The organism is Variovorax sp. OK212 (genome assembly GCF_900112425.1).
GTDB lineage: Bacteria > Pseudomonadota > Gammaproteobacteria > Burkholderiales > Burkholderiaceae_C > Variovorax.
Map to the genome: position 1 here is coordinate 195,540 of NZ_FOLP01000011.1, position 24,570 is coordinate 220,109.

Below are 24,570 nucleotides of genomic sequence, written 5' to 3' on the forward strand. Positions count from 1 at the left end.
GTGCGTCAGGCCGCGCCGGGCCGCATCAGTCCGATGGCCTCCAGCGCCAGCGCGTCGATCGAATCGGTCAGCACCACGCCGAGCGCGGCGCGCCGTGACGGCGGTACCGCCAGCGGCAGTTCGGTGCAGCCCAGCACCACGGCTTTGGCACCTTGCTGCACGAGCAGGCGAATGCCCTCGGCCGCCGGCGCGAAGGCCTCGTCGATGCAGTTGGCCTTCACGGCGGCAATGGCGGGCACGCACAGGCGCTGCACGTCGTCGGGCGAAGGCTCGATCGGCTCGTAGCCCGCGGCGCGCAGGTGGCGCTGGTACAGCCCCATGGCAATGGTGGCGGGCGTGCCCAGGATGCCCACCTTGCCGTGTGTCACGCCCTGGCGGCGCAGGTCGGCCACGACCGACTCGACGATGTGGAGCAACCGCGTCGGGCTGGCGGCCTGCAGTTCGTCGAACCACAGGTGCGCGGTGTTGCAGGGAATCGCGATGCAGTCGGCGCCGCCGGCCACCAGCGTCCGGATGCCGCGCAGCATGGCGGGCAGGGGGCTCGGGCCGTCGCCCATGCAGGCGGAGGAGCGGTCGGGAATTGCGGGGTCGTTGCACAGCAGCACGGGAATGTGCTGCTGGTCGCTGTCGGCGGGCGTGAGCTGCACCATGCGCAGCGCAAACGCGGCGCCCGCCAGCGGGCCCATGCCGCCGAGCACGCCCAGGCGTTGCGGCACGGCGCTCATGAGGCGAGCCCGTCGCGGTGCGCGCGGGCCAGCCGGGCCGCCAGTTCGGCGGCTGCCTCGCACGGGTCGATCACGGGCACGCCCACCGCCGCCTCGAGCGGTGCGCGCAGGTCGGCCATGCCGGCGCAGCCGAGCAGCACGACGTCGGCCCCGTCGACGTCGACCAGCAGTCGGGCCGCGGCGATCATCGGTTCGAGCGCATGCGCGGCGTCGCCCGAGAGGTGCACCGGCAGGTCCAGCGGTCGCTCGGCCGCCACGCGCTCGCGCACGCCCAGCGCCTCCCAGTAGCGCAGGTGCCGAGCGATGGCCGCGCTGGCAATGGCGATCACGCCCACGCGCTGGCCGCGCGCCAGGGCGGCGCGCATGCCCGCCTCGCCCAGGCCGACCACGGGCTTGTCGCAGCGCGCGCGCGCCGCGGCCACGCCGGGGTCGCTGAAGCAGGCGAGCACGAAGGCGTCGGCCTGCGCGGCATGCGCGGCCACGTCGTCGGCCGCGATGCGCGCGCCCTGTTCGAAGTCGGCCTGCGTCACGATGCCCGGCGGGCCGTCGTGCGCGGTGACGCAGTCGAACTCGCACTGCGCGGGCGGCACCGTCGCGCGGAAGGCGCGCGCCACGGCATCGGTCACGTTGGTGCTGCTGTTGGGGTTCAGCACGCGCACGCGCGGAGGAACATGCGGGGTGCTCATGGCGTGTCCTCCCCGAGGCCGATCAGCGCCTTCAGCACGCGGCCATGCGAGCGGTTCTGGCGGTCTGTACCCGGGACCGGCGCGCGGCGCGGCAGGTCGGGCGCGCCGCGGCGCAGGTAGGCGCCGCTGCCGCGTTCGGCGTGCAGGGTGTTGTCCTCGACCACCACGCGCCCGCGGCTCACCACCACTTCGGGCCAGCCCTGGATGGTGCGGCTCTCGTAGGGCGTGTAGCCCGCGTTGTCGTGCAGCATGGCGGCCGTGATGGTGGTTTCGCGTTCGGCGTTCCACACGGCGATGTCGGCGTCGGCACCCAGGGCGATGGCGCCCTTGCGTGGCGCCAGTCCGTACAGCTTCGCGTGGTTGGTGGCCGTGAGCGCCACGAACTGGTGGATGTCGATGCGCCCCTTCAGGAAGCCTTCGCTGAACAGCAGCGGCATGCGCAGCTCGATGCCCGGCACGCCGTTGGCCATTTCCTTGAAGGTGGTGGCGTCTCCCTTGGGCAGCTTGCCGGTCTCGTCGAAGCGGTAGGGCGCGTGGTCCGACGAGTAGGTGGCCAGCGTGCCGTCGATCAGGCCGCGCCAGATGGCTTCCTGCGCATCGGCGTCGCGCGCGGGCGGCGAGCAGCAGAACATGGCGCCCTCCAGGCCGGGGCGGTCCATGTCGTCGGCGGTCAGGAACAGGTACTGCGGACAGCTTTCGGCCAGCACGTTGGCGCCCAGCAGCTGGGCCTGGCGGATCACCTCGACCGTGTCGCCGCCGGCCACGTGCACCAGCAGCAGCGGCACGTCGACCAGGCGCGCCAGCGCAATGGCGCGGTAGGCGGCCTCGGTCTCGGCCAGCGGGTCGTGCGCCACGCCGTGGAACTTGGGCGCCGTGTGGCCGCGGTCGATCAGGCGCTGCGCGATCCAGCGGATCATGTCGTTGTTCTCGGCATGCACCATCACCAGCGCGCCCTCGGCGCGGGCCAGGGCCAGCACGTCGAGCAGCTCGATGTCCTCGAGCTTCATGCGGTCGTAGGTCATGTAGACCTTCAGCGAGGTGATGCCGTCGCGGATGGCCGCGGGCAGGTCCTGCGAGAGCGTGGCGGCGTCGGGGTTCGCCAGGATCAGGTGGAAGCCGTAGTCGATCACGGCCTTCTCGGCCGCGCGCTGGCTGTAGTCGGCCAGCACCTCGGGCACCGACATGCCGCGGTGCTGCGCCGCGAACGGCACGATGGTGGTGGTGCCGCCGAACGCGGCGGACACCGTGGCCGAGTAGAAGTCGTCCGCGCACATCATGCCCATGCCCGAGCGCTGCTCGACATGGCAATGGCTGTCGATGCCGCCCGGCAGCACCCAGCGGCCGGTGGCGTCCACGTCGCGCAGGCCCGGCGGCAGCGAGCCGCCGATGGCCGCGATGCGCCCGTCGCGCACGCCGAGGTCGCCCTCGATCACACGGCCGTCGGTGACGATGCGGCCGCCGCGGATCGTCAGGTCGAAGCGTTCCTCGCCGATCAGCGAAGCGATGGTGGTGTCCATGCGGGGCTCCGTGCGTGCGTTCAGACCAGGGGCTCGCCGGCGCCGGTGCGCTCGACGATCAGGCGGTAGTGCTCGGGGCGGCGGTGCTTGGCGAAGTTGAAGACGTGCTGGCGGAAGTACTCGCCCAGCGACATGTCGGCCTTCACGCTGATCACCTCGTCTTCTTCGGTGAGCGAGCGCGCGACGATCTCGCCCGTGGGCGCCACGATGGCCGAGCTGCCGATCATGTGGTGGCCGTCTTCGGAGCCGCACTTGGCCGCGGCCGCCACCCAGATGCCGTTCTGGTACGCATTGGCCTGCAGCGACACCAGGTGCGTGGTGGTGCGCAGGTGCACCGGTTCGTTCCAGTGGATGTTGAGCGACGGCGTGTTGTAGCCGAGCACCACCACCTCGGCGCTTTGCAGCGCCATCACGCGGTAGGTCTCGGGCCAGCGGCGGTCGTTGCACAGGCACATGCCGAAGCGCGTGCCCATGGTGTCGAACACCCGGAAACCCAGGTCGCCCACTTCGAAGAACTTCTTCTCCAGGTGCTGGAAGGGCGCGTCGGGCTTGTGGTCGGAATGGCCCGGCAGGTGGATCTTGCGGTACTTGCCGACGATGGCGCCGGTGCGGTCCACGATGATCGAGGTGTTGTAGCGCGTGCCCTCGGGCGTGCGCTCCGCATAGCCGAGGTAGAAGCCCACTTCGAGCTTGCGCGCCTCGTCGAACAGCGGCTGCACCTGGGCGTTGGGCATGGTGGCCTCGAAGAAGCGGGCTTCGGCCTCGGCCTCTTCCATCCAGTAGCGCGGGAAGAAGGTGGTGAGCGCCAGTTCGGGGAACACCACCATCTCGGCGCCGCGGCCCTTGGCGTCGCGCATCATCTCCACCAAGCGGCGCACGACCGCCTCGCGGGTGTCCGACAGGTGCACCGGGCCCATCTGGGCCACGGCCAGGCCCAAGGTACGTTTGGTTGTCATCTTTGCTTCCTCAATCAGGGTTGGTGGTTGTTGGGGGGGCGGCCTGCTGCATGCGTCATGCGATATGGATCAGGCGGCCTTGGGTTGGGCGCGGCGCTGGCGTTTTTCCAGCCGGCCCAGCAGCACGACCAGCGGCCACAGCAGCGCGAGATAGATCAGCGCGGCCAGCACGATGGGCGTGGGGTTGTAGAGCATCGATTGCGCGGAGCGCGCGGCGTACAGCATCTCGGGCACCGAGACCACGCTGGCGATGGTGGTGAGCTTCACCACCTCGATCATGTTGCTCACCAGGTCGGGGAACACGTTGCGCACGGCCTGCGGAATTTCCACGTACAGCAGGCTGGCCACGCGGCCCATGCCGGTGGACAGCGCCGCCTCGCGCTGGCCGCGAGGCACCGACTCGAGCCCGGCGCGCAGGATCTCGCCGAAGTAGCTCGAGTTGTTCAGCATGAAGCCCAGCGCCACGCAGGCCATGGGCGACAGCTCCACGCCCAGGTAGGGCAGGCCGGTGTACAGGAAGATCAGCAGCACCAGCGGCGGGAACGCGCGAAAGAAGTCGATGTAGATCACCAGCAGCGCGCGCACCAGCCGGTTGCGGATCACGAAGCCGGCCACCGCCAGCACCATGCCGGCCGCCAGGCCGAGCGGGATCACCCAGGCCGACAGCAGCAGCGTGTTGAGCAGGCCGCGCAGGATGTACGGCGTGACTTCGCGCACCACGCCGAGGTTGAAGAAATACTGGAGGATGAGTTCCATGGGGGGCTCCGTTCGGCGGCCTCAGTGGCGGCCCGCGCCGTGGCGCCGTTCGATGTAGCGCCCGGCAATCACCACGGGCAGGAAGATGATCAGGTAGCCCAGCGCGCCGAGCATCAGCGGCGTGGGGTTGCCCGCGAAGCTGGTGGCCGAGGTGGCCTGGTTCAGGATTTCATTCAGCGCGGCCACCGAGCCGTAGGCCGTGCCCTTGGTGATGGCAATCACGCGGTTGGTCAGCGGCGCCACCATCAGCCGGCACGACTGCGGCAGCAGCACATGCACCATGGCCTGCGTGTGCGTGAGGCCGGTGGAGCGCGCGGCCTCCATCACGCCGCGCGGCTGCGACTCGATGCCGGCCCAGAACACCTCCTCGGAGAAGGCCGCGAGCACCAGCGTGAGCGCCAGCCAGGTCGAGGCGAAGGCTCCCAGCGACAGGCCCAGGAAGGGCAGCGCGTAGTACAGCAGGATGATGAGCACCAGCGGCGGCAGCGCGCGAAAGATGTCGACCAGCGTCGACACCGCCAGCGGCAAGCCGCGAATGGGCAGGCTGCGCAGGTAGGCCAGCAGCATGCCCAGCGCCAGGCCGGCGGCGATCACCGCCAGGCCCAGCTCGATCGTCACGCGCGCGCCGTCCAGCACCTGGGGCAAGTAGCGCGCGGCGATGTCGCCGTTGAAGAAAGTGAAGACGAGCTTGTCGAGCTGCATGCGGCGTTTCCGTTCGGGCGCTCAGAGCGCGCGGCTGCCGATGCTGGCAATGAAGGCTTCGGTGCGTGCATGCGTGGGCGCCTCGAACACCTGCGCGGGCGAACCCTGCTCGACGATGGCGCCGCCGTCCATGAACACCACGCGGTCGGAGGCGGCCTTGGCAAAGCCCATCTCGTGCGTGACCACCACCATGGTCATGCCGTCGGTGCGCAGCTCGCGCATGACCTGCAGCACGCCGCCCACCATCTCGGGGTCGAGCGCGCTGGTCGGCTCGTCGAACAGCACCAGCGCGGGCTTCAACGCGATCGAGCGCGCAATGCCCACGCGCTGTTGCTGTCCGCCCGACAGCTGCGTGGGGCGCACGCGCGCCTTGTGCTCCATGCCCACGCGCGCCAGGGCCTGCATGGCGGTGTGCTCTGCCGCGTCGCGCGCCATCTTCTTGACCTTGCGCAACGCCAGCGTCACGTTGCCGAGCACGTCCAGGTGCGGGTAGAGGTTGAAGGCCTGGAACACCATGCCCACGCGTTCGCGCAGCCGGTTCAGGTTGGCGCCCGGCGCATAGATGTCGTGCCCCTCCACGCGCACCTCGCCCCGGGTCGCGTCTTCCATGCGGTTGCAGCAGCGCAGCAGCGTGCTCTTGCCCGAGCCCGAGGGACCGATCACCGAGACCAGTTCGCCCGCCTGCACATCGAGGTCGATGCCGTTGAGCACGGGCACGCTGCCATAGGATTTGTGCAGGTTGCGCACCTGCAGGAGCGAGGAAGGCGTCACGGCGGTCATCGGTGGGTTGGGAAGGGCGGTGGGCGGCGGCGCTGGGCGCTCACTGGCACACGGGCTTGGCGGCGGTGGCCTCGTAGCCGAACAGGCCCGGAATGCCGTGGCCGGCCGGCGAGACGACGGTGGCCGAGTCGGCCGCGGGCGCGGCGCCGAACCACTTGGTGTGCATCTTCTGCAGCGAGCCGTCGAGCTTCATGCACTTGAGCACGTTGCTCACCTGGTCGCGCCCGGCCTTGTCGTCCAGGCGGAACGGAATGGCCCAGACCGAGCCGGTCTTGATGGTGAAGGTGGTCTTGATGGCCGGCGTGCTCTTCACCGCCCAGGCCGACGGCGTGACGCCCGCGAGGTTGGCGTCGCCGCGCCCGGAGATCACGGCCTGCACCGCGTCGGCGTTGGTGCCGTACACGGCGATCTCGTAGCCGTACGTCGCCTGGTTGTTGCGCGCCCATTCCTCGGGGCCCGAGCCCTTGTTCACGGCAATGGTCTTGCCCTTGAGGTCTTCCAGGCGCTGGATGTCGTTGCGGTCCTTCTTCATGACCAGCGTGAAGTTGTTCTCCAGGTAGCCCTCGGTGAACAGCACCGATTTCGCACGCTCGGGCGACACCGTGGTCGGCGCCATCAGGAAGTCGAACTTGCCTGCGTTCAGCGCGGGAATCAGCGCCGAGTACTGCGCGCCCTCGATCTCGATGCGCCGGCCCAGGCGCTTTGCGATTTCCTCGCCCAGCTCGACGTTGAAGCCCTGGTAGCCGCCGCTGAGCTTCGGAAAGGCATGCGGCGGAAAGTTGGGGTCGATGCCGGTGCGCAGCGGCGCGGTCTCGGCGACGGCGGTGCCGAGGGCCATGGCGAAGGCCAGGGGCGCCAGCAGGAACTTGAGGGAACGGGACATGGGCATTTCTCCAGAAAAAATCGCAAGGCGGATGGAGGCGGCCCCGGGGGGCGGCCCGCACCGCAGTGGTGTGCTGCGGCGATGCGATGAATTATTTCGAGGGAGAAAAGCCGCGTCGATTGATGCTTTGTGCGGCGTCGTTACGCGTGTGTTAACACCTGGCCCCGCGCTGGTGCGCCATGTCGGTGCATGCCTATCCGTGGTGCGAAACGCATGCTATTGGGGCATTCCCGGGTAAGACGGGCCGGCCGAAGCCTCGGCCGCGCGATCAGCCTTCCTGCGGTTGCGGCGCGGCCAGCCCGCGTTGCATGAGCACGCTGCGCAGGGTGCGCACGAAGGCTTCGGCGGCCGGCGAGAGCGGGTCGGTGCGCAGGTGAACCAGGTGCGCGACCAGCGGCTCCAGCCCCTCGACCGGCAGGATGCGAAAGCGCGCGTCGGGCCAGGCCTGCAGCGAGAACTCGTCGACCAGCGCGATGCCCGCGCCCAGGTGCGTGAGCGCGCAGGCGTTCTGCGGCGAGCCGACTTCCAGCGTCATGCGCGGCGCGTCTTCCAGCGGCGCGAAGAAGTTGCGCACCAGTTCGCCGAAGGGCGTGCCGCGCGGGTAAGACATCAGGTCGTGCGGCAGCAGGTCTTCGGCGCCCACCGCGTTGCGCGCGGCCAGCGGATGCGTGCGCGGGCAGATGCACACGATGCGGCAGCGCGCGATCGGCACGGTGATGAGGTTCGGGTGGTCCACCGCCTCCAGCGAGATGCCCAGGTCGAAGTGCCGGCTCAGCAGCCGCTCGCGCAGCAGGTCCTGGTTGAGGCACTTGAAGTGCACGCGTGTCTCGGGGTTGGCCTGGTGGTAGTGCGCAATGGCCATCGGCACCAGCATGTGGCCGATGCCGGGGCTCGACACCACGCTGACCAGCCCCGAGCGGCGCGCCATCAGTTCGTGCGTGAGGTCGCTGATGCGCTGCACGCCCTGGTACACGTCCTCGACCTCGTGGTACAGCCGGCGTGCCTCGGCGGTGGGCGACAGGCGGCCCTTGATGCGGATGAAGAGGGGGAAGTTCAGCTGGGTCTCGGTGTGCGAGAGCACGCGGCTGATGGCGGGAACGGACACATGCAGCAGGCGGGCGGCATCGCTGACCGACCCGGTGGCCATGATGGCCCGGAACACTTCGATTTGACGCAGATTCATGGTGTACAACTTTAGCGGCACCCCTTGGGGCGCCACTGGCGCGGGCCGCACGGCGAGGAACGGTGGCCAGGAGCGGTGGCCTGAGCGGCGGGCATGAACGGCGACCTGCGCGCTCAGTCCTGGACCGCCGTGGAGGCCTCGGGGCCTGCCACCTCCCTGCCGGCCACTCGGCGCCTCACACCGCCCGTACCTGCCACGCCGAATCCGGCCCGAAAAGCGCCTGGCACTTCGGGCATTCCTCGGAGAAAAACGGAATCTCCTTCCTGCAGGCCGGGCACACGCCCATGCGCACCGGTGCCTCGAACGCGCTGGCCGTCGACGGGTCGGTGGGCAACCCGGTGAACGCGCCGAAGGACGAAGGGGAAGGGGTCGGTGCCTCGGGCACCAGCGGCTGGAGCAGCCGCGCCCTCAACGCGACGCGCGTCTGCTCGTCGAGGGCTTCGCGCTCCACATAGGCATCGACCGACTTGCGCCGCTTCTCCAGCCACTCCGGCTGGTGCTGCCGCCAGACGGCAAAAGCCTCGGCCAGCACCATGCGCAGCATCGCCGGCGCCAGGCCGGTATAGACGAGATGCAGTTCGCCAAGGTGCGTGACCAGCGAGATGAAGGTCTGTGCGGCCGGCTGCGTGGTGGAGGTGGAGAACTCCTCGTTGGTGGACTGGCCGGAAAGCAGGCCGCCGAAGAGTCCGAAGTCGGGCATGGTGTGGCCGGTGGTCGTGACGGCGGAGTTCGACAGCGTGAACTCGGCCAGTTCGAAGTAGGGCACGGGCACCGGCTCGCGGCCCTCCACCATCAGGACCAGGCAGGTGGTGCCAAGACCCAGCGTGACCTTCTCTTCGCGGAAGAAGCCGTAGCCGGCCGCGCTCATGACGAGGCATTCATGCAGCAGCGGCGTGTTCGGCAGCGATGTGAAGACGAGGTTCAGGTTGAGCGTCATGGGTTGCAGTGCTTGCAGTGGCTGCAGTGGGGTTGAGGGGGCTGGCGGATTCAGCCGGTGGATGTGGAAGTTACCGCAGGCCGGCACACCACCGCATCGCCCACGCGCACCACGCCGCCCTGCAGCACCCGCGCCGTCAGCCCGCCGTGCCCGCGCAGCGCGTTGTACGCGCCGGGCCCGAGCGCCTCTTCCATGCGCGAACACGGCTCGCACGGCCCGCTGATTTCCAGCACCACGTCGGCGCCGATGTGCAGCACCATCGGCTGGTCGCGAAACAGCGGGCGCGCGGCGATCAGGTTCAGGCCGGACACCACGAGGTTGCGGCGCAGCACGTGCGCCCCGACCTGCGCCAGCGCGCAGAGCGAGGCGATGACGGGCAGGTGCTCGGCCTGCAGCAGCGTGACCTGCCGGCGCCCGCCGGGGCGCGCCGCGCTGCTGCTGCGGTCGCCCTGCAGGCCGCGGCCTTCGAGCACCACCGCCTCGTCGACCGGCTGCACCGGGGCACGGTGCGCCGGGCGCAGCAGGATGGTGTCGAGCCGGCCGGGGCGGGGGAACTGGCGGGTCAATTCGCGGAGATCGGGCATGGGGCGATTGTGCGCAAGGGCCGCGCGGAGCCCCTGGCGCCCGCGCGGTCAGGCCGGGGCGGTTAGCCTTGCGTCCGCCATTCAGCAGAAACCTCTTTTCAGGACATCGCCATGAAGCGCATCGGCGTGCTCGTGTTCCCCGGCTTCCAGATCCTCGACCTGGCCGCCATTGCCGCGTTCGAGCTGGCCAACATGCATGCGGGCCAGCCGGTCTACAAGGTCGAGCTTCTGTCCGAGGAAGGCGGGCTCGTGCCCAGTTCATCGGGTGTTTCCACCGACAGCAGGCGCTTCAGTGCGGCGAAGTTCGACACGCTGCTGATGACCGGCGCGCTCAGCGTCGCGCCCACCTCCGAGAAGATGTGCCGCTTCCTGCGCGCCGGGCTGCGCAACGCGCGCCGCGTGGCCAGCATCTGCACCGGCGCCTTCGGGCTGGCCGACGCGGGCGTGCTCGACGGCCGCCGCGCCACCACGCACTGGGCCTTTGCGCAGGAGCTGCAGCAGCGCCACCCCGGCATCAAGGTGCAGCCCGACCGCATCTTCATCAACGACGGGCCGGTGTGGACCTCGGCCGGCATGACCGCGGGCATCGACCTGGTGCTGGCGCTGGTGGAGGAAGACATGGGCGTGGAGGTGGCGCGCTTCATCGCGAAGAAGCTGGTCGTGTACCACCGGCGCGCGGGCGGGCAGTCGCAGTACTCGGCGCTGCTCGAGCTGGAGCCCAAGTCCGACCGCATCCAGCAGGCGCTGGTGCATGCGCGCGCCAACCTGCGCGACACGCTTTCGGTGGAAGAGCTGGCCGAGGTGGCGCACCTGAGCCCGCGCCAGTTCAGCCGCGCCTTCAAGGCCGAGACGGGCCAGTCGCCCGCGCATGCCGTGGAGAACCTGCGCGTGGAAGCCGCGCGCGGGCTGATCGACGAAGGCCGCCTCGCGCTGGGCGTGGTGGCGCGCGAAACCGGCTTCGGCGACCCCGAGCGCATGCGCCGCGCGTTCCTGCGCACGCTGGGCCAGCCGCCGCAGAGCGTGCGCCGCGTGGCGCGCCAGCAGGTGGCCGCGGCCTGAGGCGCTGAGTGCGGGGCGCGTGGCGCTGTGTCCTGAAAGGTGGCTTATATGACATTTACGCCATAAGCTCCCAGGAGGAAACTTCCCCCATGCCACACAACGACGTGGCGACAAAGGAAGTTTTCATGACTGCAACGACCCAGGGCACCGCCCTCATCACCGGCGCATCCTCGGGCATCGGCGCCGTGTACGCCGACCGCCTGGCCCGCCGCGGCTACGACCTCGTGCTGGTGGCGCGCAACGGCGAACGCCTGCGCGCGCTGGCCGACCGGCTCGTCACGCAAACCGGCCGCAAGGTCGAGACGCTGGCGGCCGACCTGACCGACGCGAAAGACCTCGCGCGCGTCGAGGCGGTGCTGCGCACCAACGCCGGCATCACGCTGCTGGTGAACAACGCCGGCGTGGGCGCCACCGCGCCGCTGCTCGCGTCGGACATCGACAAGATGGAAGACATGATCGCGCTCAACGTGAACGTGCTCACGCGGCTCACCTATGCCGCGGTGCCGGCCTTCGTGGCGCGCGGCGCGGGCACGCTGGTGAACATCGCCTCCATCGTGGCGGTCTCGCCCGAGACGCTGAACGGCGTGTACGGCGCCAGCAAGGCCTTCGTGCTGGCGCTGAGCCAGTCGCTGCAGCACGAGCTCGCCGGCAAGGGCGTGCGCGTGCAGGCCGTGCTGCCGGGCGCCACGGCCACCGAGTTCTGGGGCATCGCCGGCCTGCCGGTGCAGCACCTGCCGAGCGAGATCGTCATGACGGCCGAAGACATGGTCGACGCCGCGCTGGCAGGGCTCGACCTGGGCGAGCAGGTGACGATTCCGTCGCTGCCCAGCCAGGAGGAATGGAATGCCTTCGAGGCCGCGCGGCGCGCGATGTCGGGCCGGCTGTCGAGCACCAGGCCGGCCGCCCGGTACGGCGTGAGCGTGAGCGTGGGCGTGGGCGTGGGCGCCGGCGTGGCCGTCTCAGGGTAAGCCTGTCCCCATCGCGGCGGACAGACGCCGCCGCCGCGCCTGCTTACGCTCCCTGTCAGAACTTCGCCCGGCCACGGGCTTCCCCTGACATGGAGCGCGCGTTTGAAAGCAGCAGCTGGCATCGGTGATTTGCAGGACATCCGCGCGATCGAAGCCGCGCCGTACGCAGGCTTCATGCCGCATGCGGACGTGCTCGACGCGCTGGAAGACGCGGCGCGCCGCCACCCGGCGCGGCCCGCCATCACCTACATCCGCAGTGCCGACGCGTCGGTGCCGCCCGCGCGCTGGACGCACGCGGACATGGTGGCGCAGGTGCGCCGCGCCGCGCGCGCATTCCAGCGCCTGTGCGGCGATGCCGAGCCGCGCGTCGCGTTCCTGCTGCCGGCCATTCCAGAGGCCTACTTCACGCTGTGGGGCGCCGAGGCCGTGGGCGTGGCCTGCCCGATCAACTACCTGCTGGGCGAGGAGCACATCGCCGAGCTGATCGACGCCGCGCGGGTCAACGTGCTCGTGGCGCTGGGGCCGACCGCCGAGCTGGACATCTGGCGCCGCGTGCCGGGCTTGCGCCAGCGTTGCAAGTCGCTCGCGCATGTCGTCGCCGTGAACGCCGTGAACGCCATAAGCGCCGTAAACGCCGGCGGGGGCGCCGTGGAAGGCGCGCTCGACTTCGATGCGCTGCTCGCCGCTCAATCGGACGCACCGCTCGAACGCGCGCGGCACCCCGACGCCCACCGCATCGCCGCGCTGTTCCACACCGGCGGCACCACCGGCCGGCCCAAGCTCGCGCAGCACACGCACGGCAACCAGCTGCATGCGGCCTGGGGCGCGGCGCGCATGTACGGCACGTCGGAGCGCGACGTGGTGCTCAACGGCTTTCCGCTGTTCCACGTGGCGGGCTCGTTCGTGTACGGCCTGTCCACGCTGCTCGCGGGCGGCGAGGTGGTCCTGCCGACATTGCTGGGCCTGCGCAACACGGCCTTCATGCAGGCCTACTGGCAGTTCGTGGCGCTGCACCGCGTGACGCTGCTGGCGGCGGTGCCCACGGTGATGTCCACCTTGCTGGGCGTAGCGCCGAATGGCGAAGACCTGTCGCGCGTGCGCTGCCTGCTCACCGGCGGCTCGCCGCTGCCGTCGGACCTGGCCGAGGCCTTCGAGCAGCGCCTGGGCATCGCGGTGCGCAACATCCTGGGCATGACCGAGTGCGGCGGCGTGATCGCCATCGAACCCGCGGGCGCGCCGCGCGTGGCGGGCTCGGTCGGCTGGCCGCTGCCGTTCACCCGCGTGCGCGTGGCCGACGAAACCGGCACGGCGTTGGCGGCGGGCGAGGAGGGCATCCTGCAGATCCAGGGCCCGAACGTGGGGCCGGGCTACACCGATGCGGACAACAACGCCGGCGTGCTGATCGGCGGCGGCTGGCTGGTGACTGGCGACGTGGGCCGCATCGACGCGCAGGGGCGCGTGTTCGTCACCGGGCGCTCGAAGGACCTGATCATCCGCAGCAGCCACAACATCGACCCGGTGGTGATCGAGGACGCGCTCATGGCGCACCCCGACGTGCTGCTGGCCGCCGCCGTCGGCGCACCCGACGAGTACGCGGGCGAAGTGCCGGTGGCCTATGTGTCGCTGCGCCCCGGGCGCACGGTCGGTATCGAACAGCTGGCCGAGTTCGCGCAGGCGCGCATTCCCGAGCGGCCCGCGTTCCCGAAAGCCATCTTCATCCTCGACGCATTGCCGGTCACCGCGATCGGCAAGCTCTACAAGCCCACGCTGCGCGCCATGGCGATCCGCTGGGTGGTGGAAGACCGCATTGCGCGCAGCACGCTGGCGTCGAAGGTGACAGTCGATGTGCGCGCGGAAGGCAAGGGGCTGGTGCTGCACTGCGCGACGACCGATGACGACCCCGGCACCGCCGCGCAAGTGCGAAAACTGCTTGGCGTGTTCGCGCTGACCTGCCGTGTCGGTGCGGCCGAAGGAGCGACGCCATGAGCGACCCCATCCGCTACGAGAAGCGCGGCCACGTCGCCATCCTCACGCTCGACCGGCCCGAGGCACGCAACGCGCTCACGCCGCGCATGCTGTGCCTGCTGGCCGATGCCTTCGTCGACTTTCGCGCCGACGCCGCGTTGCGCGTGGCGATCCTCACCGGTGCGGGCGACATCGCCTTCTGCGCGGGCGGCGACCTCGCGACCACGCTGCCGCTGATGACCGGCGCGCGCGCACCGGCCGACGCTTTCGAGCAGCGCATGCTCGACGACCCGCTGGTGCTGGCGGCATCGTCGCTGCGCGACTTTGCCTTGCACAAGCCGGTGGTCGCCGCCATCAACGGCGCCTGCATGGCCGCGGGCTTCGAGACCATGCTGGGCACCGACATCCGCGTTGCCGCGGAGCATGCGAGCTTCGGCCTGCCCGAGGTGCAGCGCGCGCTGATTCCCTTCGCCGGCTCGATGGTGCGGCTGCCCCGGCAGATCGGGCATGCGCGCGCGATGGAGTTCATGCTGACGGGGCGGCCGATGAAGGCCGAGGCCGCGCTGCAGTGCGGCCTCGTCAACCACGTGGTGCCGGCCGCGCAGCTGATGGCCAGGGCCGAGGAGATCGCCCTGCAGATCGCCGCCAACGGCCCGCTCGCCGTGCAGGCCGTGAAGCAGACGGTGATGGAGGCCAACGGCGTGCCGCTCGACGTGGGCTACCGGCTCGAAGACCGCGCGAAGAAGGCCGTGTTCGCCAGCGCCGATGCGCGCGAAGGGCCGCGGGCCTTCATGGAAAAGCGCAGCCCCGGCTACACCGGGCAGTGAGGACCCGGTGGCAGGCGCACCGGCAAACGCATTCGATTCGAAACCAACGGAGACAAACCCATGAACGACAAGCAGATGACCCGAAGAGGCTGCCTCACTGCCGGCGCCGCGGCGTCCCTGGCGCTGGCCTGCCCGCAGTTCGCCCTCGCGCAGGCCTCGCCGCAGGCGTACCCCTCGCGGCCGGTGCGGCTTGCCGTGGGCTTCGCGCCCGGCACCGGTCCCGACGTGCTCACGCGCGTGCTCGGCCAGCGGCTGGGGGAGACCATCGGCCAGCCGATGGTCATCGAGAACCGCGCGGGCGCGGGCGGGCAGATTGCCGCGCAGTTCGTCGCCAAGAGCGCGGCCGATGGCTACACGCTGCTCATCGCCGACGTGGGCGCCATCAGCATCGCGCCGGCCGCGTTCTCGAGGCTGCCATACGACCCGGCACGCGAACTGCTGCCGGTGTCGGAGGTGGTGCGCACCGACTTCATCCTGGTGGTGCCCAACAGCTCGCCCGCGAAGTCGGTGGCCGACTTCGTGAAGATGGCCAGGGCGGAGAAGGACAAGGTCAACTTCGGCACCTTCGGTGCGGGCACGCCGGGCCACTTCGGCGCCGAGATGTTCGCGGAGCAGGGCGGCTTCAAGGTGGAGCCGGTGCACTTTCGCGCCACCGGCGACGCGGTGACGGCCATCATCGCGGGCGATGTGCAGGCGGCCTTCGTGTCGACCGCGCTGGCCATGGCGCAGGTCAAGGGCGAGAAGATGCGCGCGCTGGCCACCACCGCGCCGCAGCGCTCGCCGCTGCTGCCGGCCGTGCCCACGTTCGCGGAAACGGGTTTCCCCAAGGCCGACTTCTCCGCCTGGTTCGTGCTGTTCGCGCCGGCCGGCACGCCCGAGGGCGTGGTTGCCAAGCTCAACGCGCAGGTGGTGGCCGCGGTGCAGTCGCCCGAGGTGCGCCGCCGGCTGGAGGAGGCCGGCTTCAGCATCCTGGGCAGCAGCGCGGCCGATGCGCGCCGCATGATCGCCACCGACTCGGTGCGCTGGCAGAAGGTGGTGGCCTCCACCGGCTTCAAGGGCGACTGAGCGTGGTGCGCCGCATGCACCTGTCATGGCGTCCCGTCGCGCTCGCCGCGTTCGTTGCGGCCGCCGGGCTGGCGGCCGGCTGCGGCAGCGTCGACCGCGGCGTGCCCGTGCCGCAAGGCCGGGCGGGCACGCCGCTGGCCTGCGCCGGCCTGGCCTCCGCCGTGCCGGCCGGCACGCGGCTCACGCTGAGCGAGAGCGTGCCCGCGGGCGAGATCCAGCTGACCGGCGTGCAGCCCGGCGCGCCCGGCTCGAAGGCGCCGGTGCCCGCGCATTGCCACGTGCAGGGCAAGATCGACGAGCGCACCGGCATCGACGGCAAGCCCTACGCCATCGGCTTCGACCTGCGCATGCCCACTGCGTGGAACGGCCGCTTCTTCTTCCAGGGCGGCGGCGGCACCGACGGCACGCTGCGCGATGCGGTGGGCCAGCTCACCGGCGGCGGCAACACCGGCAACGCGTTGCTGCAGGGCTACGCGGTGGTGTTCACCGACACCGGCCACCTCGACGAGCCGGGCGCCGATGGGCCGTACCGCTTCGGCCTCGACCCGCAGGCGCGGCTGGACAACGGCTACAACTCGATGGCGCAGACCGGCCGCGTGGCCAAGGCGCTGATTGCCGCGCACTACGCGAAGGCGCCCGAGCGCTCCTACTTCGTCGGCTGCTCCAACGGCGGCCGGCAGGCCATGATGATGGCGCAGCGCTACCCCGACATGTTCGATGGCGTGATCGCATCGGCACCGGCGTACCGCGTGCCGCTGGCCTCGGTGCAGGCCGTGTACGACACGCAGCTCTATGCGAAAGCCGCGGCGGAGAACGCGCCGCTGGTCGGCGGCCGGCCCGTGCTCTCGGCCGCCTTCTCGCCCGCCGACATGAAGCTGCTGACGACCGAGGTGCTCAACCAGTGCGACGCGCTCGACGGGCTGAAGGACGGCATCGTCGACAACTGGCCCGCCTGCGGGTTCAGGCCCGAGGCACTGCGCTGCACCGGCGCCAAGACCGCCGAGACCGCCAAGACCGCGAAGATGGCGCGGACCGCGCAGACCACCAAGACGGCCCAGTGCCTGACGGGCACGCAGGTCGATGTGTTGGCGAAGTCGTTCGCCGGCCCCAAGGATGCGAACGGCCGCGCGATCTACAGCGACTGGCCCTTCGACGCCGGCCTGCACTCCGCGGAGTGGACGCGCTGGAAGTTCGGCGATGCTCCGGGCGCTGCGCCGAACGCGCGCAACATCACGCTCATGACCGGCGCGCTGGCCATGGTCTTCAGCACGCCGCCCACGGTCACGGCCGACTTCTACGGCCACGCGCTCGGCTACGACGTGGCGCGCGACAGCGCGAAGGTGTCGGCGGTCGACGCCGCCTTTCCCCAGTCGGCCATGCAATGGGAGGTGCCCGACTCGCCCGACGTCGATGCCTTCGCGCGGCACGGCGGCAAGATGCTGTTCTTCCACGGCGTGAGCGACCCGGTGTTCTCGGTGAAGGACACGGTGCGCTACCTCGGCCTGCTGCGCGAGCGCTACGGCGAGCGCACCGACGCCGTGGCGCGCCTGTTCACCGTGCCCAACATGGCGCACTGTTCGGGCGGCCCGGCCACCGACCAGTACGACGGCCTGAGCGCGCTGGTGAACTGGGTCGAGAAGGGACGGCCGCCCGAGCGCATCGTGGCGCGCGCCCGGCCCGAAAACCGCGACGTGACCACGCCGGGCCGCACGCGCCCGCTGTGCGCCTGGCCGAAGCAGCCGCGCTACAAGGGCAGCGGCAGCATCGACGATGCGGCCAGCTTCGGTTGCAATTGAAGCGGCCTGAACAGGGTCAACCCCGATGGAAGATCGCCCCGCCGCCGGTAGCTTGAGCGCATGGACCTGATTCCCCTCAAGCAGCCACCCGCGCACCGCACGCACGCGGCGCCGGGCGGCGGCGCGCCCGAGCGCGCCAGCCTCGCGCTGGCCGGCGTGATCGGCTGCACCGGCCAGCCCGACTTCAGCGCCAAGGCGCTGGCCGAACTCAACAAGATGCTGCCGATGTGCTGGATGTCGATCTACAGGCTGTACCCGCACGCGCCGCCCGAGAGCTACGGCGGCGGCGCCTTCGGCATTGCCGACGGCACGCGCGATTCCTGGCGCGTGTACCGCCGCGGCCTGTACAGCCGGGACCGCACCTTTCTCGCGGCGCGCGAGGTCACCGAAGGCGGCGATGCGGTCGTCACGCGCTGGCATGCGCGCGAGATCCCGCTGGAGCACCGCAAGGCGATCTACATCCGCCACGGCCTGCGCGAGCGCGTGTCGCTGGTCGAAGGCGACCCGTCGGGCGGGGTGCTGGCGGTGAACCTGTACCGCGGCATGGCGCAGTCGTCGTTCCGCGACGACGAGGTCGACCTGCTGTGCAGCCTGGCGCCGCCGCTGCTTGCGACGGTGCAGCTGCACCTGCGGTTGACGGCGCCGCAGCACGTGGGCGAGCTGCCGGCCGACGACGTGGTGGCGCTCAGCCCCGAGCCTTCGGCGCTGTCCGAGCTGCCGCGCCGCGAGCGCGAGGTGTGCCAGCGGCTGCTGCGCGGCTGGACCTACGACGGCATCGCGGCCGACCTCGGCATTTCGGCCGGCACGGTCAAGACCTACCGCAACCGCGCGTTCGAGCGCATGGGCCTGCACCACCGCAACGAGCTTTTTGCGAAGGCGCTGGCCGAGGTGGCCGCCGCGCCGGGCGTGGCTGGTGCGCCTGCTGCACCGGCTGCACTGGCCGTACCGGCTGTGGCGTAAGGGCCATAAAGCAGGCCGTTTCGGCCCGTTTCAGGCCAATTGGAGGCCCGCAGCGGCCTTGCTGCTCCGATTTCTGATGTGCAATTGTCAACTCGTGAAACAATCTGGTCAGGAAGGGACGTGCATGGCGCGCGGCTCCAAACAGCTAGGCGTGGACGAATCAGATGTTTTCCGGCACAGAATTTCTGGCGCAGGTGTTGATGGCGCACGGCGCATCGGCCGTGTGCGGCTACGACGCCGAGGACCGAGTCACGTTCTGGAATGAGCGTTACCTGGCCTTCTTCCCCGAGGTGGCGCCCTTCCTGCGCGTGGGTACCCCGTTCCTGGAAACGCTGGAGCCCTTCCTGGCGCTGCAGCAGCCCCAGGCCTCGGCGCAGGAACGCGCCGACGCGATGACCAACGCCGTCTTCAGGCACAGCCAGGAGGAAGGTCCCGTGCAGTACCAGCGTGCCGACGGGCGCTGGCTGGAGCTGCGCATGTTCCCGCAGCCGGACGGCGGGCGCTTCAAGGTCTGGTCCGACGTGTCCGCGCAGAAGGCGCCCGGCGCCGAGGGCAGCCTGCTGCAGGGCCTGATGGCCGTGGCCAACGTGGGCCTGATCGTGCACGACGCCGCGGGGGTGCTGCGCTACGTGAATTCGAGGTTCTTCTCGGAGCACTTCATGAGCCTGATCCGGCGGGTGCCGGCGCTCGAGCGCCGCGGCGCGGAGCAGGGCAGCTACTGGAAGAAGTTCGCGGACATCTTCGGCGACGACGAGGCCTACGAGCAGCTGTGCCTGAGCACCGAGCACGGCCCCATTCCGGCACCGCTCACGATGCGCGCGCGCACCGGCCGCTTCTACCGGGTGCAGGAGCAGGCCTGGGACGCGGGCGGCACCGCCTGCGTCTGGACCGACGTGACGGAGCTGATCCAGCGCGAGAACGCCCTGCGTGCCGCGCACCGGGAGCTGTCGCTGCTGAACCGGCGGCTGATCGACCTGTCCGAGACCGACGCGCTGACCGGCCTGCCCAACCGCCGCCGTTTCAACACGGCCATGCAGTCGGCCCAGGCGGTGGTGCGCGGCGGGGCGCATGCGTCCGTGGCCATCATCGACCTGGACTATTTCAAGTCGATCAACGACCGCTTCGGCCACGACGTGGGCGACGTGGCGCTGGTGGAGGTCTCCCGGCGGCTGCGCGCGCTGGTGCCCGGCCAGGTGCCCATTGCACGGCTGGGCGGCGAGGAATTCGGGCTGGTGTTCGAGGCGATGCCGCTGGCGGAGGCCCATGCCTGCGTGGAGGCGCTGCGCCAGGCGTTTTCGGACAACCCGTTCGTGACCGGCGCGGAAACGATGCCGCTCACCATGTCGATCGGCATTGCGCCGTTGAGGGCCGATCGCGACTCGAGCGCGTCGCTCAAGGAAGCCGACATGGCGCTGCTGCGGGCCAAGGCGCGGGGCCGCGACTGCGTGGTGCTCGCGGGCCAGGGTGCCACGACGGGCCGCGAGCATGCATTTGCCGACATGCCGGGTTCGAACACCACGCTCTTCTCGCTGAGTGCCTATGCCGACGAGGTCGCCCTGGACGCCGCCGCCCTGCGCGACAAATACGCCCCCGCCGCGGAGCACCCGGCCTTCGCCCTCGCCAACTGGGAAAAGGCCGTGCGCGACGGCACCACGCTCGACCACTACTGGGGCTGGGTGGAGTACCAGATCTCGGCCAGCCTGCAGGCGCCCGAGATCGACTGAGCCCGGCGCGGGGCTCGTCTTTCGGTCGTTTCAGTTGCTTCAGTCGCTGGGCCCTTCGGTCCTGCGCAACCAGCCGCCCAGCGTGCGCCCCAGCAGGCCGGGGCTGCGCGGGCTGCGCGGGCTGCGTGCTTCCGGCATGTCCCGCAGGCCTTGCCGTGCCTGCGCGCCGTCGTCCGGCGGCATGGTGCGCACCGCTGCCGCCATCGACGAGGCGGCGATCTGCCCGAGGGTCTCGAACAGGTAGCGCTGCGGCGCCACGCGGTAGCCCAGCAGCAGCTCGGTCTGCTGCACCGCGCGCTGCGCCAGCAGCGAGTCGCCACCGAGCTCGAAGAAGTTGTCGCTCGCGCGAATGTCCGAGACGTCGATGCGGATCACGTTGGCCCACACCTGCGCCAGCTTCGCCTGCTCGGGCTGGACCAGGTGCGGCAGCGTTTTTTCGGCAGCGAAGGCCGGCACGTTCTGAGCGCCCACCACGCTCGTTGAATCGACAGGCGCGAGCCGCTGCAGGTATGCCGCGCTGGCCGAGCCCTCGGCGCTGGCGATGTAGGCGAGCGTGGCTTCGGGCCGGTCGGCGGCGCGGTGCAGCAGCTCGAGGTAGCGCTCGCGCAGCTGGGCGCCGGTTTCGCGCAGGTAGAGGCCCGCGTTGTAGACCAGCGCGCCTTCGAGGCCGAGCGGCCCTTCCACCAGCCGCAGCGCGATGTCCTCGGTGGCGCCGCGCTGCATCAGGTGCATCTGCCGCGTCTGCAGGCCGGCGAAGCGATGCGTCGGGTCGCTCGCCGCCCGGAACGAGAACTTCCACGGGCTAGGCGCCATGAACTGTTCGACCGGCGCGTGCTGGTAGTTCGCGAGCGTGAGCAGCTCCTGCTTCACGCCGCGCACGAACTGCGGCAGCGACTGGCGCATGTCGAGGTTCAGCGACACCGGCAGCACGTTGTCGAAGAGGCCCATCACGTCCTGTGCCTCGGGCTGTACGCGCCCTTGCGCCGGGTGGGCGATGGCGATCGCGTCGGCGCCCATCGCCTGGCCCAGGGTGAGCGCGTAGATGCCGAAGGCCAGCTCGCCGAGCGTCACGTCCAGCCCCTGGGCCACGCCGCGCAGGCGCTGCGTGGTGGCGAGGCCGATGTCGATCGGCTGCGTGCCGCCCTGGCCGTTCCTGCCTGCGCGGCGGGGCATGTCGGTGCGGGGCTCGGGCGGGAGGACGCGGGCCGTGCCGTCCGTGCCAGCCGCGGCAACTGCGCCAGCTGCACGTCGGCGCCAGAAGCCGAGCTGTTCCTCGAAGGCCGGTTCCTCCATCCACCGTGCCAGCCATTCCGCATGGTCGCCGGGCGCGAGGGTGATCGGCGGCGCGTGCCCGGTGGCGTCGTAGTGCGCCGGGAGTTCGCGCTGCAGCAGGTCGAACGATCCGTCGTCCCACACCAGGTGGTGCGGCACGAACACGAAGGCGTGGTCTTCCTCGCCGAGCCGGAACAGCGCCGCGTGCGCCATCGGTGCGCGGTGGATGTCGATGGGCCGGTCGGCCAGCTCCTGCATGCGGTCGACAAGCTCGGCCTCGCGCTGGTCGGCCGGCAGGCCGCGCAGGTCGAACGCCGGCAGGGAGAACGCCGCGTGCGGCGCGATCGACTGCATCGCCATGCCGCTGCCCGGATCGACCGCGATGCGGGTGCGCAGCGCGGGCTGGCGGCGGATCACTTCCCGCAGCGCCTGCTCGAAGCGCGCCGCGTCCAGCGTGCCCAGCAGCCGCTGCGCCAGGGGCAGGTTGTGGAACGCGCGGCCGGGGTGCTGCTGTTCCTTGAGGCGAATGCGTTCCTGCGGCGGTGTCAGCGGCGCGCTCTGCCGGCCGGGGCGATAGGTGGGCGAGGGCCGCTGCGCGTGCGATGCCATCGACCTGTCGCGCGGCGCCGCATGCGGCGCCGGCAGCGAGGCGCGGTCGACCTTGCCGTTGGGCAGCGTCGGCAGCGCCGCGAGGGCGACCACATGCTGCGGCACCATGTACGACGGCAGCCGCTCGCGCAGGTGCTGCATCAGCGCGCGGCGCTCGAGCGCGGCACCGGGCACCAGCGCCAGGTAGGCGACCAGGCGCACGTCGCCGGGGTGGTCTTCGCGCGCCACGACCACGCTGCGCGACACGCCCGCATGCTCGTTGCAGCGCGCCTCGATCTCGCCGGGCTCGATGCGGTAGCCGCGCACCTTCAGCTGGAAGTCGAGCCGGCCCATGTGCTCCAGCAGGCCGTCGTTGCGCCAGCGGCCACGGTCGCCGGTGCGGTACACCTGCGTGGCGGTGCCCATGATGTCGACGCTGACGAAGCGCTCCGCGGTGAGCTCGGGGCGCTCCAGGTAGCCCAGCGTCAGGCCCTGGCCGCCGATGCAGATCTCGCCCGGCACGCCGATGGGGCAGGGCTGCAGCGCGGCGTCGAGGATCCACACGTCGGTGTTGGCAATGGGCTGGCCGATCGACACGCCGCGCGACGCCACCACGTCGCGCTGCATGCGCCATGCGGTCGACCACACGGTGGTTTCGGTCGGCCCGTAGAGGTTCCAGAGTTCGCTGCAGCGCTCCAGCAGTTCGAGCGCAAGGCGCGCGCGCACCGGTTCGGCGCCGATCCAGCCGCGAAGCGCCGGGCCGCCGTCACGCACGCCCTGCCATTGCGCCTCGAGCAGCAACTGCCACATGCCGGGCGTGGCCTGCAGGATGGTGATGCGTTCCTGCTCGAGCATCGCGCGCAGGCGGTGGCCGTCCATGGCCACTTCGCGCTGCACCAGCACGATCTGCGCGCCGGCCGCCAGCGGCAGCAGCACTTCGGGCACCGCCATGTCGAACGACAGCGTGGTCACGGCCGCGAGCCGGTCGCCCGGGCCAATGCCTGGCGCCTGCTGCATCGACTGCATCAGGTTGGCCACGGCGCGGTGCGGCACGCACACGCCCTTGGGCTTGCCGGTGGAGCCCGAGGTGTAGATGACGTAGGCGGCGTCTTCGGGCTGGGCGTCCTGCTCGCCCGGTGCGAGCGCAACGGCGGGTGCGGTGCGCCAGCCGGTCTCGCGGTCGATCTCGAACAGGCGGGCGGCCGCGTCGGCGCACCACGAACGCGGTGCGCACGCCACGTCCGAGGTGGTCAGCAGCAGGCTGAAGCCCGCGTCTTCGGCGTAGTAGTCGAGCCGGGCCTGCGGGAAGCTCGGGTCCAGCGGCACATAGGCCGCGCCCGACTTGAGCACGGCCAGCAGTGCCACGAACATGTCGATGCCGCGCTCCAGGCACAGCCCCACGCGCTGGCCGCGGCCGACGCCGCGTTCGCGCAGCGCATGCGCCATGCGGTTGGACAGCGCGTCGAGCTCGCCGTAGCTGCAGCTGCTTTGCCCGTCGCGCACGGCGGGTTGCGTGGGCGCCAGCGCGGCGCGTGCCACGAAGCCGGCATGCGCAAAGGGTTCGCCCACAAGCACAGTGCGCGGCGGCTGCAGCGCGGCCAATGCGAAGGCGGCGTCCTGCGAGAGCACGTCGAGCCGGCCGATGGGCTGCGCCGGGTCTTGCGCGGCCGAGCGCAGCACGCACTCGAACATCTCGAGCCAGCGCTGGACGCTGGCCTCGTCGAACAGGCCGGCGTCGTAGTGCGCCTTGGCCACCAGGCCGGCATGGGACGACCGCAGGTCCAGGAAGAGCTCGAAGTCCGCGCCGTCATCGACGTCCGCGTCGAGGCTGAAGCGCACGCTCATCGGCGACGGCCGGCTTGGAAGCGTGCCGCTTGCCGCCGCATGGCATTCGGCCATCAGCGCGTCGAATGGCAGTTGCGCATGCGTGGCGATGCACACAGGCCGCATGGGCGGCGAGCCCTGCGCTGGCGGCCCTGCCGCGGGAATGCCCACCACGACGAAGTCCTGCCCCGTCAGCCGGTAGAGCGTGGCCACGAAGGCGCCGAGCAGGCCGGTGAACAAGCTGCTCGACGGGCCGCTTGCCGCGTGCACGGCCGCCGCCAGGGTAGGGTCGAGCGCGCGTTGCGTGCGCCGTACGTCGGCAGCAGGTACCGCGGGCCGGGGGCGGTCCAGCGGCAGTTCGAGCACGGGGAGTTCCGTGGCGATGGGGGTGGGGTGTGGAACGGCGCTCATGCGCCCGCCCTCTCATTGAAACCGCTTGCGATCGACACAGACTGATCCTCCATGCGGGTGGACAAGAAGAAACCGGGTGGGGTCTTGAGCACACGCGTCGTCGTGTCGCTCCCTCGTTTTTTCGCATCGTAGGGTGTTTGATACGAAGGATGTACTACTTAGCGAGGGCGTTACATCGAGAAAAATTCCTTGCGGAAACGTACTACCCCGTCGACATGGCCTGGGTACCCGGTGCCGCCCAGCCAAACCCGCGAGAGGGTGGGCGCGGGTCGCGCAGGGCGGTCCGGCCAGCTTCGGGGTTCTGCTTTCCGGCGCCATGCAGAGGAGCGCCATTGCCCCGGAACTGGCGGGTATGGACACGCACACCAGAGTCTTGTCTCCATGGACATGGGGCAGGGCAGG

General features: G+C 70.7%; 20 protein-coding genes. 8 read left to right on the forward strand and 12 right to left on the reverse strand.

The features are described 5' to 3' along the window. Positions 1-5: 5 nt before the first annotated feature. The 11 genes from BM004_RS27080 to BM004_RS27130 form a co-directional block, all read right to left on the reverse strand. Complete coding sequence (locus BM004_RS27080) at positions 6-725, reverse strand: cysteate racemase (RefSeq protein ID WP_093218162.1); 720 nt, start codon at positions 723-725, stop codon at positions 6-8. Next, a complete protein-coding gene (locus tag BM004_RS27085; RefSeq protein ID WP_093129415.1) occupies positions 722-1,411 on the reverse strand; it encodes an aspartate/glutamate racemase family protein in 690 nt (229 codons plus the stop codon). Before BM004_RS27085 ends, BM004_RS27080 begins: the two co-directional genes overlap by 4 nt. Further along, positions 1,408-2,928, reverse strand: a complete 1,521-nt coding sequence (hydA, locus tag BM004_RS27090) for a dihydropyrimidinase (RefSeq protein ID WP_093218163.1) — start codon at positions 2,926-2,928, stop codon at positions 1,408-1,410. The genes BM004_RS27085 and hydA overlap by 4 nt, the downstream gene beginning before the upstream one ends. Before the next feature lie 20 nt (positions 2,929-2,948). Then, positions 2,949-3,884 carry an N-carbamoyl-D-amino-acid hydrolase gene (locus tag BM004_RS27095; protein ID WP_093129417.1) on the reverse strand — a complete coding sequence of 312 codons (936 nt, stop codon included), beginning with the start codon at positions 3,882-3,884 and terminating at the stop codon, positions 2,949-2,951. Between the two features lie 69 nt (positions 3,885-3,953). Then, positions 3,954-4,640: an amino acid ABC transporter permease gene (locus BM004_RS27100; RefSeq protein ID WP_093218165.1), complete on the reverse strand. Its 687-nt coding sequence runs from the start codon at positions 4,638-4,640 to the stop codon at positions 3,954-3,956. Positions 4,641-4,661: 21 nt separating this feature from the next. Continuing rightward, entirely contained in the window at positions 4,662-5,342 is a 681-nt protein-coding gene (locus BM004_RS27105; RefSeq protein WP_093129419.1) for an amino acid ABC transporter permease, read from the reverse strand. Positions 5,343-5,363: 21 nt separating this feature from the next. Then, positions 5,364-6,122: an amino acid ABC transporter ATP-binding protein gene (locus BM004_RS27110; protein ID WP_093129420.1), complete on the reverse strand. Its 759-nt coding sequence runs from the start codon at positions 6,120-6,122 to the stop codon at positions 5,364-5,366. A gap of 40 nt (positions 6,123-6,162) precedes the next feature. Next, positions 6,163-7,005, reverse strand: a complete 843-nt coding sequence (locus BM004_RS27115; protein ID WP_256220066.1) for a transporter substrate-binding domain-containing protein — start codon at positions 7,003-7,005, stop codon at positions 6,163-6,165. A 268-nt stretch (positions 7,006-7,273) separates the two neighbouring features. Then, positions 7,274-8,188: a LysR family transcriptional regulator gene (locus tag BM004_RS27120; protein ID WP_093218166.1), complete on the reverse strand. Its 915-nt coding sequence runs from the start codon at positions 8,186-8,188 to the stop codon at positions 7,274-7,276. A gap of 175 nt (positions 8,189-8,363) precedes the next feature. Then, entirely contained in the window at positions 8,364-9,125 is a 762-nt protein-coding gene (locus tag BM004_RS27125; RefSeq protein ID WP_093218168.1) for a hypothetical protein, read from the reverse strand. A gap of 50 nt (positions 9,126-9,175) precedes the next feature. Continuing rightward, the gene (locus tag BM004_RS27130) at positions 9,176-9,709 is read right to left on the reverse strand and encodes an MOSC domain-containing protein (RefSeq protein ID WP_093218170.1); all 534 of its coding nucleotides are present in this window, start codon (positions 9,707-9,709) and stop codon (positions 9,176-9,178) included. Positions 9,710-9,820: 111 nt separating this feature from the next. Here BM004_RS27130 and BM004_RS27135 point away from each other — a divergent pair, with 111 nt between their 5' ends. The 8 genes from BM004_RS27135 to BM004_RS27170 all read left to right on the forward strand — a co-directional run bounded on the left by BM004_RS27135 (position 9,821) and on the right by BM004_RS27170 (position 20,073). After that, the gene (locus BM004_RS27135; protein WP_093129425.1) at positions 9,821-10,768 is read left to right on the forward strand and encodes a GlxA family transcriptional regulator; all 948 of its coding nucleotides are present in this window, start codon (positions 9,821-9,823) and stop codon (positions 10,766-10,768) included. Between the two features lie 125 nt (positions 10,769-10,893). Then, positions 10,894-11,736: an SDR family NAD(P)-dependent oxidoreductase gene (locus BM004_RS27140; protein WP_093218207.1), complete on the forward strand. Its 843-nt coding sequence runs from the start codon at positions 10,894-10,896 to the stop codon at positions 11,734-11,736. 102 nt (positions 11,737-11,838) lie between these two features. After that, positions 11,839-13,722 (forward strand): acyl-CoA synthetase, encoded by a 1,884-nt coding sequence (locus tag BM004_RS27145; protein WP_177206622.1) that lies wholly within the window; start codon positions 11,839-11,841, stop codon positions 13,720-13,722. Continuing rightward, positions 13,719-14,528, forward strand: a complete 810-nt coding sequence (locus BM004_RS27150) for an enoyl-CoA hydratase-related protein (protein WP_093218173.1) — start codon at positions 13,719-13,721, stop codon at positions 14,526-14,528. Before BM004_RS27145 ends, BM004_RS27150 begins: the two co-directional genes overlap by 4 nt. Positions 14,529-14,588: 60 nt before the next feature. Further along, on the forward strand, positions 14,589-15,593 hold the full coding sequence (locus BM004_RS27155; protein WP_256220067.1) for a Bug family tripartite tricarboxylate transporter substrate binding protein: 1,005 nt from the start codon (positions 14,589-14,591) through the stop codon (positions 15,591-15,593). Between the two features lie 14 nt (positions 15,594-15,607). Beyond that, positions 15,608-17,389 carry a tannase/feruloyl esterase family alpha/beta hydrolase gene (locus tag BM004_RS27160; RefSeq protein WP_093218211.1) on the forward strand — a complete coding sequence of 594 codons (1,782 nt, stop codon included), beginning with the start codon at positions 15,608-15,610 and terminating at the stop codon, positions 17,387-17,389. Positions 17,390-17,449: 60 nt separating this feature from the next. Beyond that, the gene (locus tag BM004_RS27165) at positions 17,450-18,349 is read left to right on the forward strand and encodes a helix-turn-helix transcriptional regulator (RefSeq protein ID WP_093218174.1); all 900 of its coding nucleotides are present in this window, start codon (positions 17,450-17,452) and stop codon (positions 18,347-18,349) included. A 164-nt stretch (positions 18,350-18,513) separates the two neighbouring features. Beyond that, on the forward strand, positions 18,514-20,073 hold the full coding sequence (locus BM004_RS27170; protein ID WP_093129429.1) for a sensor domain-containing diguanylate cyclase: 1,560 nt from the start codon (positions 18,514-18,516) through the stop codon (positions 20,071-20,073). Between the two features lie 39 nt (positions 20,074-20,112). On the opposite strand, the gene BM004_RS27175 is transcribed toward BM004_RS27170, so the two are convergent. Then, entirely contained in the window at positions 20,113-24,168 is a 4,056-nt protein-coding gene (locus tag BM004_RS27175; RefSeq protein ID WP_093218176.1) for a non-ribosomal peptide synthetase, read from the reverse strand. Between the last annotated feature and the right edge of the window lie 402 nt (positions 24,169-24,570).

What these genes read in the sequence shown, in the direction of transcription:
- BM004_RS27080 (WP_093218162.1), bottom strand. Translation starts at nt 725, where the DNA reads ATGAGCGCCGTGCCGCAACGCCTGGGCGTGCTCGGCGGCATGGGCCCG.
- BM004_RS27085 (WP_093129415.1), bottom strand. Translation starts at nt 1,411, where the DNA reads ATGAGCACCCCGCATGTTCCTCCGCGCGTGCGCGTGCTGAACCCCAAC.
- hydA (WP_093218163.1), bottom strand. Translation starts at nt 2,928, where the DNA reads ATGGACACCACCATCGCTTCGCTGATCGGCGAGGAACGCTTCGACCTG.
- BM004_RS27095 (WP_093129417.1), bottom strand. Translation starts at nt 3,884, where the DNA reads ATGACAACCAAACGTACCTTGGGCCTGGCCGTGGCCCAGATGGGCCCG.
- BM004_RS27100 (WP_093218165.1), bottom strand. Translation starts at nt 4,640, where the DNA reads ATGGAACTCATCCTCCAGTATTTCTTCAACCTCGGCGTGGTGCGCGAA.
- BM004_RS27105 (WP_093129419.1), bottom strand. Translation starts at nt 5,342, where the DNA reads ATGCAGCTCGACAAGCTCGTCTTCACTTTCTTCAACGGCGACATCGCC.
- BM004_RS27110 (WP_093129420.1), bottom strand. Translation starts at nt 6,122, where the DNA reads ATGACCGCCGTGACGCCTTCCTCGCTCCTGCAGGTGCGCAACCTGCAC.
- BM004_RS27115 (WP_256220066.1), bottom strand. Translation starts at nt 7,005, where the DNA reads ATGTCCCGTTCCCTCAAGTTCCTGCTGGCGCCCCTGGCCTTCGCCATG.
- BM004_RS27120 (WP_093218166.1), bottom strand. Translation starts at nt 8,188, where the DNA reads ATGAATCTGCGTCAAATCGAAGTGTTCCGGGCCATCATGGCCACCGGG.
- BM004_RS27125 (WP_093218168.1), bottom strand. Translation starts at nt 9,125, where the DNA reads ATGACGCTCAACCTGAACCTCGTCTTCACATCGCTGCCGAACACGCCG.
- BM004_RS27130 (WP_093218170.1), bottom strand. Translation starts at nt 9,709, where the DNA reads ATGCCCGATCTCCGCGAATTGACCCGCCAGTTCCCCCGCCCCGGCCGG.
- BM004_RS27135 (WP_093129425.1), top strand. Translation starts at nt 9,821, where the DNA reads ATGAAGCGCATCGGCGTGCTCGTGTTCCCCGGCTTCCAGATCCTCGAC.
- BM004_RS27140 (WP_093218207.1), top strand. Translation starts at nt 10,894, where the DNA reads ATGACTGCAACGACCCAGGGCACCGCCCTCATCACCGGCGCATCCTCG.
- BM004_RS27150 (WP_093218173.1), top strand. Translation starts at nt 13,719, where the DNA reads ATGAGCGACCCCATCCGCTACGAGAAGCGCGGCCACGTCGCCATCCTC.
- BM004_RS27155 (WP_256220067.1), top strand. Translation starts at nt 14,589, where the DNA reads ATGAACGACAAGCAGATGACCCGAAGAGGCTGCCTCACTGCCGGCGCC.
- BM004_RS27160 (WP_093218211.1), top strand. Translation starts at nt 15,608, where the DNA reads ATGCACCTGTCATGGCGTCCCGTCGCGCTCGCCGCGTTCGTTGCGGCC.
- BM004_RS27165 (WP_093218174.1), top strand. Translation starts at nt 17,450, where the DNA reads ATGGACCTGATTCCCCTCAAGCAGCCACCCGCGCACCGCACGCACGCG.
- BM004_RS27170 (WP_093129429.1), top strand. Translation starts at nt 18,514, where the DNA reads ATGTTTTCCGGCACAGAATTTCTGGCGCAGGTGTTGATGGCGCACGGC.
- BM004_RS27175 (WP_093218176.1), bottom strand. Translation starts at nt 24,168, where the DNA reads ATGAGCGCCGTTCCACACCCCACCCCCATCGCCACGGAACTCCCCGTG.